14 protein-coding genes are annotated in these 13,954 nt (G+C 66.4%); 6 read left to right on the top strand and 8 right to left on the bottom strand.

Annotated features, from left to right (window positions below; translation table 11 throughout):
- Window positions 1–119 precede the first annotated feature (119 nt).
- Both AC1DHL_RS25625 and AC1DHL_RS25620 read left to right on the top strand, forming a co-directional pair.
- Window positions 120–590, top strand: a complete 471-nt coding sequence (locus AC1DHL_RS25625; RefSeq protein WP_478103915.1) for a (2Fe-2S)-binding protein — start codon at window positions 120–122, stop codon at window positions 588–590.
- 4 nt (window positions 591–594) lie between these two features.
- Entirely contained in the window at window positions 595–2,835 is a 2,241-nt protein-coding gene (locus tag AC1DHL_RS25620; RefSeq protein WP_478163811.1) for a xanthine dehydrogenase family protein molybdopterin-binding subunit, read from the top strand.
- Window positions 2,836–2,858: 23 nt separating this feature from the next.
- Here AC1DHL_RS25620 and AC1DHL_RS25615 read toward each other — a convergent pair whose 3' ends face one another.
- Complete coding sequence (locus AC1DHL_RS25615; RefSeq protein ID WP_478163810.1) at window positions 2,859–3,146, bottom strand: hypothetical protein; 288 nt, start codon at window positions 3,144–3,146, stop codon at window positions 2,859–2,861.
- A 181-nt stretch (window positions 3,147–3,327) separates the two neighbouring features.
- On the opposite strand from AC1DHL_RS25615, the gene AC1DHL_RS25610 reads away from it, so the two are divergent.
- On the top strand, window positions 3,328–3,828 hold the full coding sequence (locus AC1DHL_RS25610; protein WP_478103911.1) for a hypothetical protein: 501 nt from the start codon (window positions 3,328–3,330) through the stop codon (window positions 3,826–3,828).
- Window positions 3,829–3,939: 111 nt separating this feature from the next.
- Here the strand turns inward: AC1DHL_RS25610 and ureG are convergent, their stop codons facing one another.
- Genes ureG through ureE form a run of 3 tightly spaced genes read right to left on the bottom strand, consistent with a single transcriptional unit; the run spans window position 3,940 to window position 5,873 of the window.
- Window positions 3,940–4,590, bottom strand: a complete 651-nt coding sequence (ureG, locus tag AC1DHL_RS25605) for an urease accessory protein UreG (protein WP_478103910.1) — start codon at window positions 4,588–4,590, stop codon at window positions 3,940–3,942.
- Between the two features lie 15 nt (window positions 4,591–4,605).
- Window positions 4,606–5,295, bottom strand: a complete 690-nt coding sequence (locus tag AC1DHL_RS25600) for an urease accessory protein UreF (protein WP_478163809.1) — start codon at window positions 5,293–5,295, stop codon at window positions 4,606–4,608.
- Window positions 5,295–5,873 carry an urease accessory protein UreE gene (ureE, locus tag AC1DHL_RS25595; RefSeq protein WP_478163808.1) on the bottom strand — a complete coding sequence of 193 codons (579 nt, stop codon included), beginning with the start codon at window positions 5,871–5,873 and terminating at the stop codon, window positions 5,295–5,297. The genes AC1DHL_RS25600 and ureE overlap by 1 nt, the downstream gene beginning before the upstream one ends.
- A gap of 69 nt (window positions 5,874–5,942) precedes the next feature.
- On the opposite strand from ureE, the gene AC1DHL_RS25590 reads away from it, so the two are divergent.
- Window positions 5,943–6,191, top strand: coding sequence for an AbrB/MazE/SpoVT family DNA-binding domain-containing protein (locus AC1DHL_RS25590; protein WP_478163807.1), 249 nt, complete (start codon window positions 5,943–5,945; stop codon window positions 6,189–6,191).
- Here AC1DHL_RS25590 and ureC read toward each other — a convergent pair.
- The 4 genes from ureC to AC1DHL_RS25570 all read right to left on the bottom strand — a co-directional run bounded on the left by ureC (window position 6,188) and on the right by AC1DHL_RS25570 (window position 9,248).
- Entirely contained in the window at window positions 6,188–7,906 is a 1,719-nt protein-coding gene (gene ureC / locus AC1DHL_RS25585; RefSeq protein WP_478163806.1) for an urease subunit alpha, read from the bottom strand. The genes AC1DHL_RS25590 and ureC overlap by 4 nt on opposite strands.
- Before the next feature lie 2 nt (window positions 7,907–7,908).
- Window positions 7,909–8,214 carry an urease subunit beta gene (locus AC1DHL_RS25580; RefSeq protein ID WP_478163805.1) on the bottom strand — a complete coding sequence of 102 codons (306 nt, stop codon included), beginning with the start codon at window positions 8,212–8,214 and terminating at the stop codon, window positions 7,909–7,911.
- A gap of 9 nt (window positions 8,215–8,223) precedes the next feature.
- Complete coding sequence (locus AC1DHL_RS25575; protein WP_478163804.1) at window positions 8,224–8,823, bottom strand: HupE/UreJ family protein; 600 nt, start codon at window positions 8,821–8,823, stop codon at window positions 8,224–8,226.
- A gap of 122 nt (window positions 8,824–8,945) precedes the next feature.
- The gene (locus AC1DHL_RS25570) at window positions 8,946–9,248 is read right to left on the bottom strand and encodes an urease subunit gamma (RefSeq protein ID WP_478103899.1); all 303 of its coding nucleotides are present in this window, start codon (window positions 9,246–9,248) and stop codon (window positions 8,946–8,948) included.
- Between the two features lie 117 nt (window positions 9,249–9,365).
- On the opposite strand from AC1DHL_RS25570, the gene AC1DHL_RS25565 reads away from it, so the two are divergent.
- Window positions 9,366–12,881, top strand: a complete 3,516-nt coding sequence (locus tag AC1DHL_RS25565; RefSeq protein WP_478163803.1) for a hybrid sensor histidine kinase/response regulator — start codon at window positions 9,366–9,368, stop codon at window positions 12,879–12,881.
- Complete coding sequence (locus tag AC1DHL_RS25560) at window positions 12,878–13,867, top strand: response regulator (protein WP_478163802.1); 990 nt, start codon at window positions 12,878–12,880, stop codon at window positions 13,865–13,867. Before AC1DHL_RS25565 ends, AC1DHL_RS25560 begins: the two co-directional genes overlap by 4 nt.
- Window positions 13,868–13,954: the final 87 nt, after the last annotated feature.

Raw genomic sequence — 13,954 nt, 5'->3', positions numbered from 1 at the left:
GAAACCCTCAAGTGACTGCAAGGTCAAGCCGGCTTGAAGCATTCGGCGCCGTGTGGCAATCTGCATCGCCGTCGATCTGCCCGGCCTCCCTGGCCGGGTTCCGATGCAAGGAGTTTCGAATGCCTGTCATCACCGTGATCGTCAACGGCACCTCCAGGGACGTGGAGGCCTGGGACCCGGACATGCCATTGCTCTATGCCCTGCGCAACGACCTGGCCCTCCATGCGACCAAGTTCGGCTGCGGCCTCGGGCAATGCGGCGCCTGTACCGTGCTGCTCGACGACGCACCGGTGCGTTCGTGCACCGTGCGGGTCGGTGATGCGGCGGGGCGGCGCATCATCACCGCCGAGGGGCTTGGCTCGCCCGACAAGCCGCATGCGGTGCAGGCGGCCTTCATTGCCGAGCAGGCCGCGCAATGCGGCTACTGCACCAACGGCATGGTCATGAGCACGGTGGCGCTCCTGAAGCGCGTGCCGCGGCCGACGCGCGAAGAGGCGCAGCAGGCGCTGGCCGGCAACTTGTGCCGATGTGGATCCCACGACCGGGTGCTGCGCGCCGTCGAGCGCGCTGCCGGCACCGCGAGGGCCTGACGTCATGACCACGATGCACATCGACGAGCCCCGTACCGGCACGCTGACGCGGCGCGCCATGCTCCAGGCCGGGGCGCTGGTCGTGGGTTTGGGCCTGGCGCCGGCCACCTCCGCGTTGGCGCAAACCGCCGGCGCCGCCGCCGGGCAGCGGACGCTGTCGCTCGACCAGGTCGATGCCTTCCTCGCCGTGCGCGCCGACGGCACGGTGGTCATCTATTCAGGCAAGGTCGATCTGGGCACAGGTCACCGCATCGCCATGCGGCAGATGGTGGGCGAGGAACTCGGCGTGCCGGTCGAACACATCGAATTGATCGAAGGCGACACCGCGCTGACACCCAACCAAGGCCCCACCGCCGGCAGCAGCGGCATCATGCGCGGCGGCGTGGAACTCCGGCAGGCGGCGGCGACGGCGCGCGAAGCGCTGGTCGCCATGGCGTCGCAGAAGCTTCAGGTGCCGGCCGATCAGCTCCGGCTGGCCGACGGCGCGGTGCGTACCCCCGACGGCCGAGGCGTGGAAGTCGCGGCGCTGGTCGGCGGCCGCACCTTCGACGTCAAGATGAATCCCAAGGCGCCGCTCAAGCGACCGGCCGATTACGTGCTGGTCGGCAAGCCGCTCCCGCGCCCTGACGTGCCTGCGAAGGTGACCGGGCGCCATGTCTACGTCCATGACCTGGTCATGCCCGGCATGCTGCACGGGCGCGTTGTGCGGCCGCCCTCGGTGGGTGCGCGGGTGCTGGCGGTCGACGAGGCGTCGGTGTCGCGTCTGCCGGGCGTGCGCGTCGTGCGCATCGCCGATTTCGTCGGTGTCGTCAGTCCCGACGAATGGGCGGCCGTGCGCGCCGCGCGCGAACTCAAGGTGGAATGGAGCGATAGCGCGCCGCTCATCGGCCATGAAGCACTCGTCGAATGGGCTCGGAGCGGCCCCTTCGTCGCCGACGAGGTAATCAGTTCCAAGGGCGATGCACAGCGCATCGCCGATCTGCGCAATGCGACGGACATCGCCAAGGCGACCTATGCGTGGCCCATTCAGTCGCACGGCTCCATCGGCCCGTCCTGCGCGGTGGCGGACGTCAAGCACGACGGCGGCACGGTCTGGACGGCATCGCAAGCCAGCCATCGTTTCCTGAGCGTCTTCGCGGGGCTCGTCGATCTGCCGCGCGACAAGTTGCGCGTCATCTACCTCGATGGCGCCGGCTGCTACGGCATGAACGGGCACGACGATGCAGCCGCGGATGCGGTGCTGCTGTCCAAGGCGGTCGAAAAGCCCGTGCGCGTGCAGTGGAGCCGGCAGGACGAACTCGGCTGGGATCCCAAGGGCCCGCCCCAGTTGCTCGAACTCAAGGCCACGCAGATGCCCGACGGTCGCATCGATGCCTGGGAGACCGAGATGTGGGTGCCGCGCGCCACGGCCAACCTGGAATGGATTCCGCTGCTGTCTCCGCTGGCCGCGGGTATCCGACAGCCGGTGGGTCAGTCCGTGGGTCTCGTGTCGCAGAACGGCGATCCGCCTTACTCCGCGAATGCGGTGAAGGTCTCCGCGCACTGGTTGGGGCCGGCGCCATTGCGGCCCTCGAACATCCGCGCGCCGGGCAAGGTGGCGAACTGTTTCGCCGTGGAAAGCTTCGTCGACGAACTCGCGGCCAAGGCGCACGTGGATCCGTTGGCCTATCGGCTTCGGGATGTGTCGAACCCGCGTGGCGCGGAGGTGATCCGGCGCGTCGGGCAGATGATCGGCTGGAAGCCCAGGCCGTCGCCGGCCTCATCTTCGGCGCAGGGCAATGTGGCCGTGGGACGCGGCATGGCGTACGTCCACTACAAGAACAACGAGACTTTCGTGGCCATGGCGATGGAGGTGGAGGTCGATCGCTCGACGGGCAACATCTCGGTGCGCCGCGTGTGCTGCGCGCACGATTGCGGCCTGATGATCAACCCCGATACGGTGCGTGCGCAGGTCGAGGGAAACATCCTGCAGACGCTGTCGCGCACCTTGTATGAGGAGACCACCTTCGACCGCTCGCGCGTCACGAGCGTCGACTGGGCCAGCTATCCGCTGTTGCGCTTCACGGCGGTGCCGCGCCTGGAGATTGCCCTGATCGACCGCCGTGACGATCCGCCGCTCGGCGCGGGCGAAGCCGCTTCCAGCCCGGTGCCGGCCGCGCTGGCGAACGCGGTGTTCGATGCCACCGGCGTGCGCCTGCGCAGCGTGCCCTTCACGAGCGGCAAGGTGAAAGCCCTGATGGCGTGAGCGACGGCGCTTCCGCCCTCAGGTCAGAAGTCGTTGCTGTGCAGGCAGATGGCGACGGTCGGATTTTCCCGGTAGCGCGCCGTGGCCAGCGCGTCGATCGAATCGGCGTTGCGGGCGTAGGCTTCCACCAGTTCCGAATCCTCGCCTTCCCGTGCGTGGAAGCGGGTGTGGAGCGCTTCCTCGTCAATCCGGGCAATGATGCGTGCGCCGTCGTATCCGTCCGGGTAAATGGCGAACTGGACTGTGCCAGCTGCGGGGATGAAGATCGCTTCGGAGGCCATGGTGATCTCGAATGTCAGAATTCGTTTCAATCAGTATCCGGTGTTAACAGTGCTCGGAATATAGGTCCGAAGTGCTATGCCCCCGAGCAAATTGCGGACCATTTCACGGCTGTCGTCACAAATCGATGCCAATCGGCGCGGCAGGCCGACCCAAGTTCGCTTGTCGGGTTGGTCACAATTCGCCTTTGCCTCGCCGCTCGCCATCCGACCCATGAAACCAATCCGCACGCTGCTCGCCTCGACCCTTCTCCTTGCGGTCACCGCGCTGCACGCCCAAGCGCTGCCGGCCGGCGTGCGGTTCGGGATGTCGGCCGAAGAACTCCATGCGGCGCTGCCGGATCTGGAACGCGTGCAGCGGCCCCAGCGTCTGGCGGGCGGACTCGCCGGCACTTGGCATGCGACGCCGACAAAATTTGCGGGCGTCGTCTTCGAGCCTGTCTTTTTCTTCGCCGGCGGCGAGTTGCGGCGGGTCGAATGGGTGGCGGCGGCGGACGCATTGCCCGACCTGGGTGCAGCCGCCTTCGCCGAAATCGTCGCGTGGGGCCGCGGCAGCTATGGCCCCGAACTGAGCTCGAACGATCCCGGCAGTGCCTACGCGGCTTGGGTGAGCGGCGATATGGACGTCTATGCCCAGCGCACCAGCGATCCGCGGCACGCCAGCGTCCGCCTGGTCTACAAGGCCAGACAACTCAAGGACGCCAGCGAGCTTTGACTCGCCCCCAGGTTGGCTCACTTCGTGTAGCCGCCCACCCCCTGCCGGGGGCAACACCAGCGGCCCGGCAAAGCCGGTTCCGCGGTGTTTCGCGAATGGGCTTGGTATCGCTCAGGTGTGGGTGAGCATGCCGCGTTCCTCGATGAACGACACCACTTCGGCCAAGCCGGCATGCGTTTTCAGGTTCGTCATCACGAAGGGGCGCTGCTTGCGCATGCGCTTCGTGTCGGCTTCCATCACACCGAGATCCGCACCGACATAGGGCGCCAGATCGGTCTTGTTGATCACGAAGAGGTCGCTCTTGGTGATGCCGGGACCGCCCTTGCGAGGGATCTTCTCGCCCGCCGCCACGTCGATCACGTAGATCGTGAGATCGGACAGTTCGGGGCTGAAGGTCGCTGCGAGGTTGTCGCCGCCTGATTCGACGAACACCACGTCGGCATCCGGAAACTGGTCGAGCATCCGGTCGATCGCCTCGAGATTGATCGATGCATCCTCGCGAATGGCGGTGTGCGGGCAGCCGCCTGTTTCCACACCCATGATGCGTTCGGCCGGCAGCGCGCCGGCGACCGTCAGCAGGCGCTGGTCTTCCTTCGTGTAGATGTCGTTGGTGATGGCGATGAGGTCGTACTTGTCGCGCATCGCCTTGCAGAGCATCTCGAGCAGCGTGGTCTTGCCGGAGCCGACCGGGCCGCCGATGCCCACGCGAAGCGGCGGCAGTCTCTTGGTGCGGTGGGCGATGTGGTGGAGGGCGGAGGACATGGTGCTTGAACAGGCTTAGCTTCTGAAAAGACGCGAGTACTGGGTTTCGTGGCGGGCCGACAGCACGGCAAGCATGGGGGAAAAGGCCTGGCGGTCATCATCCTCCAGCACGCTCGCATGCGCGACCGCCGTGGGGATTTCCGCGGCCAGCCGGGCGAGCATGCGCTGCCCCGCGCTCTGGCCGAGCGGCACGGCCTTGACCGCGGCAGCGACCATGTTCTCGGCCCAGCCGAAGGCGAAGGCCAGGCAGGCGTCGCGCGCGGCCGCGTCGGTGCGACTCGCCGCGAAGGCGAAGGCGATCGGGTAGCTGGCCGGCAAGGTGTTGAAGACGTCGGCGGCATCGGCGTGGTGCAGCTTCAGCCACTCGACGAAGGAACGGCCCATCTGCTCGGTCTGCAGCAGGAATTCCGCGGACTCGCGCGTATGGAAGACCCAGTCGTTGAGCGAATGGATGCGCGGCAAGTCGCCGCTTCGCCATGCCCCGATCGCCTCGGCCACGACAGCCAGATCGGCGCGCGCCAGGCTCAGGTGCAACTGGTCGACCAGCCAGTCGGCGGCGGCCTGCTCGGTGCCGATGCCGGCCCATTCGATGGCCGCTTCCAACCCTTCGGAGTAGGAGAAGCCGCCGACAGGGAGCGCGGGCGATGCCAGCCAGATCAGCTGAAGCAGGCTCGAAGCGGGGAGGGCGGCTGGCGCGTCATCCATCAGTGAGAGTGGCCGTGGGAATGGTCGTGGTCATGATCGTGCGCATGATCGTGATCGTGCGAACCCGCGTACGCATCTGGATGCAGCACCGGCCCGACGGGGCCGGCACCGTGCGAATGGCCGTGCGATCCATACGCGCCGCCTTCGGGCTCGAAGGCTTCCGCGGCTTCGCGCACGATCAAGTGCATCGATCGCAGCATGCCGGCCAGCACATGGTCGGGCTCGATCTTCAGGTGGTCGGGCTTGAGTTCGATCGGCACATGCCGGTTGCCGAGGTGGTAGGCGGCCCGCAGCAAGTCGAAAGGCGTGCCGTGCTCGCTGCAATGCGTGATGACCAGCACGGGCTGCGGCGCCGCGATCACCTTGATGAGCGAGCCATCTTCCGCGACCAGCACGTCGCCGCCGCGCACTGCGGTGCCGCGCGGCAGGAAGACGCCGATCTGGCGACCCTGCGAATCGGTGGTGTCGAAACGGCTTTTCTGGCGGACGTCCCAGTCGAGTTCGACGGTGGCGGCGCGCTTCAGCAGGACGGGCGCGAGGCCGCCGCCCTGGGGCATGAGTTTGTTGGCGGTGAGCATGGGAATCGGTAGAAGGCCTCTCATTGAGGCCGCTCGATAATGGCACGTCCCGAGAGAGGCTGTAGAGCAATGACTATTTTGAAACTCACTCAGTTCGACGAAGACTCCGTGGGCGTTGTTTTGCCCGCCGAGTTGGTCGTACGTCTCAATTGGAAAGCTGGCGACTTTGTGTTTCTTACCGAAGCTCCTGGTGGTATTTCATTGTCGAGCCCACCTCCCGAGTTCAATCAACAGATGAAAGTCGGACGCGAGATCATGCGCAAGCGTTCGGGCGTGTTGCGGGCCTTGGCTGACAGTGATGCTTTAGATCAGAACTAAAACAGAAAGTACCGCTGCGTCATCGGCAACGAAACCGCCGGATCGCAGGTCAGCAACTGCCCGTCGGCACGCACAGCGTAGGTCTGGGCATCGATCTCCATCGCAGGGGTATAGGCGTTGTGCACCATGTGCTGCTTGCGCACGCCGCGGATGTTCTTCACCGCGCTCAGGTTCTTCGCAAGACCGTAGCGGCGTCCGATGTCCGCTGCGAGTCCTGCCTGCGAAACGAAGGTCAGCGAGCTTTTCGCGAGCGATCCGCCGAAGGCGCCGAACATCGGGCGGTAGTGCACGGGCTGCGGTGTCGGGATCGATGCGTTCGGGTCGCCCATCGCGGCCATGGCGATGGTGCCGCCCTTGAGGATCGCGAAGGGCTTGACGCCGAAGAAGGCCGGCTTCCACACGACCAGGTCGGCCCATTTGCCGACTTCGATGCTGCCCACCTCGTGCGCGATGCCGTGTGCAATGGCAGGGTTGATCGTGTACTTGGCCACGTAGCGCTTGGCGCGGAAGTTGTCGCTGCGCGCCGGGTCTTCCGGCAGCTTGCCGCGCTGCGCCTTCATCTTGTGGGCCGTCTGCCAGCAGCGGATGACGACCTCGCCGACCCGGCCCATCGCCTGGCTGTCGGAGCTGAACATGCTGATGGCGCCCATGTCGTGCAGGATGTCCTCCGCCGCGATGGTTTCCTTGCGGATGCGGCTTTCGGCAAAGGCAAGGTCCTCGGCGATGCCCGCATCGAGGTGATGGCAGACCATGAGCATGTCGACGTGCTCGTCGAGCGTGTTCACGGTGTAGGGCATCGTCGGGTTGGTCGACGAGGGCAGGAAGTTCGCCTCGCCCACCACGCGCAGGATGTCGGGCGCATGGCCGCCGCCCGCGCCTTCGGTGTGGAAGGCGCAGATCGCGCGGCCCTTCACGGCCGCGATGGTGTTCTCGACGAAGCCCGATTCGTTGAGTGTGTCGCTGTGGATCGCCACCTGCGTGTCGGTGGCGTCGGCCACGTCGAGGCAGTTGCTGATCGCGGCCGGGGTTGTGCCCCAGTCCTCGTGCAGCTTGAGGCCGATGACGCCCGCGTCGATCTGCTCGTGCAGCGCCGCCGGCAGGCTCGCGTTGCCCTTGCCGAGGAAGCCGAGGTTCATCGGGAATGCGTCTGCAGCCTGGAGCATGCGCTCGATGTGCCAAGGCCCCGGTGTCGCGGTCGTCGCGAAGGTGCCGGTGGCGGGCCCGGTGCCGCCGCCGAGCATGGTGGTCACGCCCGAGGCCAGCGCTTCCTCGATTTGCTGCGGGCAGATGAAATGGATGTGACTGTCGATGCCGCCGGCGGTGACGATGTTGCCTTCGCAGCTGATCACCTCGGTGCCCGCGCCGATGACGATATCCACGCCCGGCTGCACGTCGGGATTGCCCGCCTTGCCGATGGCGACGATGCGACCGTCCTTCAGGCCGATGTCCGCCTTCACGATGCCCCAGTGATCGAGGATGAGCGCATTGGTCATCACCGTGTCGACCGAGCCTTCGGCGCGGGTGCGCTGGCCTTGCGCCATGCCGTCGCGGATGGTCTTGCCGCCGCCGAACTTGACCTCCTCGCCGTAGCCGCCGGCATGCAGCGTGTAGTCCTCTTCGACTTCGATCACGAGATCGGTGTCGGCGAGGCGGATGCGGTCGCCCACGGTAGGGCCGAAGATTTCTGCGTAGGCGCGGCGCCCGATGGTTGCCATGTTCAGAGCTTTCCTTGCACGAGGCCGCGAAACCCGTAGATCACGCGGTCACCCGAGAAATCCACCAGTTCGACGGTGCGTTGCTGTCCGGGCTCGAAACGCACGGCCGTGCCCGATGCGATGTTCAATCGCATGCCGCGCGCGGCTTCGCGGTCGAAGCCCAACGCGCCGTTGGTCTCGGCGAAGTGGTAGTGCGAGCCGACCTGAATCGGCCGATCCGCGGTGTTCTTGACGACCAGCGTCAGCGTGCGGCGTCCAGGGTTGAGGACGTGATCGCCCTCGTCGGTGATGAGTTCGCCAGGAATCATCGAAATGCCTCAGGCAAGCCCGCCGAGCAGCGCGACGCCGAATGCCGCCACGGCGGCGCCCGCAAGACGAGGCAGCCAGCGGTGACCGTTGCGCAGCGACCAGCCGATGGCGATACCGGCGATGTGCAACAGCACGGTCGCGGCGAGCATGCCAGCCAGCGTCAGCGCGGCACCGGATTCGCCCGCCAGTTCCTGCCCGTGTGCCACGCCGTGGAAGACGGCGAACACCCCGACGAGCATCGCAGCAGCCAACCCGGGAAGGCGCCGTTGCGTGACGACCAGCAGACCGATCACCAGCAGCGACGCGGCAATCATCGGCTCGACGGCTGGAAGCCGCAAACCATAGAGGCCCGCCAGCGCGCCGATCAGCAGCATCGCGGCGAAACCCAAGGGTGCCCACAGCAGATCAGGCCACGCACGACGCGCGGTGAGCGCGCTCCAGAGTCCCACCGCCACCATCGCGGCCAGATGGTCCGCACCGGTCAGCGGATGAAGAAAGCCGGTGAAGAGTCCGTGATGAAGCCCACCATCGACCCCGGTGTGGGCGCTGGCGGCCAAGGGCAATGCTGCGAGCAAAGCAAGTGCAGGTGCAAATCGAGAAAGACGCATGGACAAGTCCTTGGTTTGTTATTCAGTCCCGGAAACACCGCGGAACCGGCTCTGCCGGGCCGCCGGTGTTGCCCCTGGTAGGGGGTGGGCGGCTACACGAAGTGAGCCAACCTGGGGGCGAGTCATAGTATGGGTTGGTGCACCGTGACGAGTTTGGTGCCGTCGGGGAAGGTGGCCTCCACCTGGATGTCCGGGATCATTTCCGGAACCCCTTCCATCACATCGGCGCGGGTCAGCACCGTGCGCCCCTCGCTCATGAGCGATGCAACGCTCTTGCCGTCGCGTGCACCTTCCATCACCGCCGCCGAGATCAGCGCGACAGCCTCGGGGTAATTGAGCTTCAGCCCGCGGGCGCGGCGACGTTCGGCCAGCAGGGCCGCCGTGAAGATCAGCAGCTTGTCTTTTTCGCGCGGTGTCAGTTCCATGGGTGCGAGGGTTGGCGTCTAGGGGCGAGTCATTATGGGCAAGCAATGTGCGTTGCAACAGTCGTGCCTCCCGGTGTGCGCGGCCACGTGCGGGCATGAAAGGTGCACCGTTGACGCGTGGACTCCACCGCCGTTCCCCCCGCCCCGAGCGACGAAGCACCGCAGCGCATCGTCAAGGTCCGGCGCGACTACAACAGCTGGGTCGCCAGCGAAACCCTCGAAGACTACGCACTGCGCTTCACGCCGCAGCGCTTTCGCCGCATGGCGGAATGGCGCGTGGCGAGCACGGCTTTCGGCGGCGCGGCCTCGTTCCTGATCCTGGAGGCGGTCGGCGCCACGCTGCTGGTGCAGTACGGATTCGTCAATGCCTTCTGGGCCATCCTGGGCACGGGGCTCATCATCTTCCTTGCGGGTCTGCCGATCAGCGTCTATGCGGCGCGCTACGGCGTTGACATGGATCTGCTCACGCGCGGTGCCGGCTTCGGCTACATCGGCTCGACGCTGACGTCGCTGATCTACGCGTCGTTCACCTTCATCTTCTTCGCGCTTGAAGCCGCAGTCATGGCCTATGCGCTGGAGCTTGCGCTGGGCGTGCCACCGGTCTGGGGCTACCTGGTCTGTGCGCTGGTGGTGATCCCGCTTGTGACGCACGGCATCTCCGCGATCAGTCGGTTGCAGGTGTGGACGCAGCCGATCTGGCTGCTGATGCTGGTCGTGCCATTCGTCTATGTGCTGGCGCGCGATCCTGGTGCGTTTTCGGGCATTGCGCACTATGTCGGTGTCAGGTCGACGTCGAGCGGATTCGATCTGCACCTGTTCGGTGCCGCGCTGACCGTGGGAATCGCACTGATCACGCAGATGGGCGAACAGGCCGACTACCTGCGATTCATGCCGGCGCGCTCGGCAGCCAATCGCCGGCGCTGGTGGGCCGGCGTGCTGGTCGGTGGGCCGGGCTGGGTCGTGCTCGGAGTGCTCAAGATGCTCGGCGGCGCGCTGCTCGCCTACCTCGCGATCAGCCACATGGTGCCGCCCGAGCGCGCGATCGACCCGAACCAGATGTACCTCGCCGCGTACGAATACGTGTTCCCGAACTACGGCTGGGCAGTGCTGGCGACGGCCATCTTCGTCGTGATCTCGCAGCTCAAGATCAACGTCACCAACGCCTACGCGGGCTCGCTGGCGTGGAGCAACTTCTTCTCCCGCGTCACGCACAGCCATCCGGGCCGCGTCGTGTGGGTGGTGTTCAACGCGCTCATCGCTTTCATGCTGATGGAGATGAACGTGTTCGAGGCCCTGGGCGACGTGCTCGGTCTCTACGCCAACATTGCCATCGCCTGGATGATGGCGGTGGTGGCCGACCTGGTCATCAACAAGCCGCTGGGGCTCTCGCCGCCGGGCATCGAGTTCAAGCGCGCGCACCTGTGGGACATCAATCCGGTCGGCGTCGGCGCGATGGCGCTGGCTTCGGCGGTGTCGATCACGGCGCATCTGGGCGTGTTCGGGCCGCTGGCGCAGGCTTTCTCGGCATTGATCGCGCTGGGCACGGCCTTTGTCGCGTCGCCGGTCATTGCCTGGGCGACACGCGGCAAGTACTACATCGCGCGAATCTCCGACGAAGGCGGCGCCGCGCCGTTCGTGCCGTCCGCGCGTCGCTCGGCAGTGCGCTGGGCGCGCGTCGAGTCCGATGCCGGCAGTTATCGGCGCCTTGCCGTGCAACGCTGCGCCATCTGCGAGCGCGAATACGAGGGGCCGGACATGGCGCACTGCCCGGCCTACCAAGGTCCGATCTGCTCGCTGTGCTGCACGCTCGATGCGCGCTGCGGCGACTTGTGCAAGCCTCAGGCGAGCCTGTCGGCCCAATGGTCCGGCGCGTTGCGCTGGCTGTTGCCGCGCCGGGTGTGGCCCTATCTCGACACCGGACTCGGCCATTTCCTGCTGCTGATGCTGATCGTCGTGCCGCTGCTCGCGGCGGTCTTCGGCGTGCTCTATCAGCAGGAACTGCGCGCGCTCAGCGAGGGTGCGCTGAACGGCCCAATGCTCGATATGGAGCTTGCATCGCTGCGTTCCGGTTTTCTCAAGGCCTACATGGCACTCATGCTGATCTCCGGCATCGTGGCCTGGTGGCTCGTGCTCGCGCAGCAGAGCCGCAAGGTCGCGCAGGAAGAATCGAACCGCCAGACGCACCTGCTGGTGCGCGAGATCGAGCTTCACCGCGAAACCGACCGCGCGCTGCAGGCCGCCAAACAGACGGCCGACCAGGCCAACCAGGCCAAGAGCCGTTACATCAGCGCCATCAGCCACGAGCTGCGTACGCCGCTCAACAGCATCCTGGGCTATGCGCAACTGATGGGCGAGGACGCCGCCGTGCCGCCGCATCGCCGGCAGGCCGTCGCGGTGATCAAGCGCGGCGGCGAGCATCTGTTGTCGCTGATCGAAGGAACGCTCGACATCGCGCACATCGAGGCCGGCAAGCTCACGCTGCACGCGAAGCCGATGCAGTTTGCCCAAGTGATGAGCGAACTGGCCGACATGTTCGAGTTGCAGGCGGTCGAAAAAGGCCTGGCGTTTCGCTTCGAGACCACGGGCGCGTTGCCGGAACTGGTGCGCGCCGATGAAAAGCGCGTGCGGCAAATCCTCATCAACCTGCTGGGCAATGCCATCAAGTTCACGATGACGGGACAGGTCACGCTGCGCCTTCGGTACGCACGCGAATTCGCCGCGATCGAGATCGAGGATACGGGGCCGGGCATGTCGGCCGAAGAGCTGGGCCGCATCTTCGAGCCCTTCGCGCGTGGCAGCACTGCCGGATCGGCAGCGCCCGGCGCGGGGCTCGGACTCACGATCGCGAAGATGCTGATCGACCTGATGGGCGGCGAGATGACGGTGCAGAGCACCCCCGGCGCGGGTTCGGTGTTCCGGTTGCGCCTCTTCCTGCCGCACGTGCACGCGTTACCGCCCGGGCAGCACGTGCGCCGCGTGCCGGCGCCGCGCGCTCGGCGTGGCTACGAAGGCCGACGCCGGCGCTTGATGGTCGTCGACAACGAGGAAGCCGACCGCGAGCTGCTCGCGCAAGTGCTTGCGCCGCTCGGCTTCGAATTGCGCACCGCGGCGAGCGGCCACGATGCGCTCGACCTGATCGCGGCGGGCTGGCGGCCCGACGCGATGTTCATCGACCTTGCCATGCCCGGTATCGACGGCTGGGAGACCATCCGCCGTTCGCATGCGCTGGGGCTGGCGCACGCGGCTGTCGCCATCGTGTCGGCCAACGCCTTCGACAAGCGGTTGGACAACGACGTCGGCATCACGCCCGAGGACTTCTTCGTCAAGCCGGTTCGGCACAGCGAGTTGCTCGACTGGCTGGAGCGGCGGCTCGAACTTCGGTGGACAGACAGCGCCGTGGCCGCGGAGCCGCCTTCACAACCCGCGGCCGCGGCCACGATGCCTTCGCCCGACAGGCTGCGCGCACTCGAGGAAGCGGTGAGCCTGGGCTACTTTCGCGGAATCATGAATCAGCTCGACGACATCGATGCGGCCCATCCCGAATGCGTGGCATGGACCGCCGCCCAACGCGCCCTGGCGCGGCAATTCCAGTTCGACAAGATGTGTTCTCTCCCCGTGGGGAGCAGTCCATGAGCACGTCCGCACGCGATTTCGCGGGCAACAGCGATCTCGTTCTCATCGTCGACGACGTGCCGGACAACCTCGCCGTGCTGCACGATGCGCTCGATGAATCGGGCTACACCGTGCTCGTCGCGACCAACGGGGAGCAGGCGCTGCAGCGTGCCGCTCAGGCGCGACCCGACATCGTGCTGCTCGACGCGATGATGCCGGGCATCGACGGCTTCGAGGTCGCGCGCAGGCTCAAGGCCGATGCCGCGACTGCGCACATTCCGATCGTCTTCATGACCGGGCTGACCGAGACCGAGCATCTCGTTGCCGCCCTGGAAGCCGGTGGCGTGGACTACGTGACCAAGCCCATCAAGCCCAAGGAAGTGCTGGCGCGGATGAATGTGCATCTGCAGGGCGCCCGCCGCGCGCGGCAGGAAGCGCAGCAGGCAGGGCAGGCGCGCAATGCGCTCGATGCCTTCGGCTACGCGAGCATCACCGTGCGCATGCCTGACGGCAAGCTGATCTGGCAGACCGTGCTGGCGCGCGACCTGCTGCTGCGCTATTGCGGCACCAGCGCGCCGATGACGCCGCCCGTGGTGCTCGAATGGCTGCAACGGCATCTGCCCGACGCGTCGCAGCGGCAGATCGAGCCGCCTGTGCTGTCGATCGAACAAGGCCCTACCCGCCTCGACCTGCGCCTGCATCAGCAGACTGGCCACGACGACGACGGCGACGACTGGCTGATCATCATGCGCGAGGTGTCCGACACCTCGGTGATCGAGGCCATGAGCCTGAGCCTGAAGCTCACCACGCGCGAGGCCGAGGTGCTCTATTGGGTGGTCAAGGGCAAGACCAACAAGGACATCGGTGAGATTTTGGGCAGCAGCCCGGCGACCGCCAAGAAGCACCTGGAACGCGTGTATGTCAAGCTGGGCGTCGAGACACGGACCGCGGCAGCGGGCGTTGCGATGAAGCGCATCCGCGAATTGCAGCCGCAGTTCGAACTCTGAAGCGGGGCCCGGCGCCCCCGGCGTGGAGGCGCGGCGGGGCTGCCATGAGCTGCCATGGGGCTTGCATCTGCGGCTCCTAGAATCCGC

It is taken from the genome of Variovorax sp. 10L426, assembly GCF_056395305.1.
The sequence above is the reverse complement of the archived record's forward strand: the minus strand, read 5'-3'. Positions and strand labels throughout refer to the sequence as shown.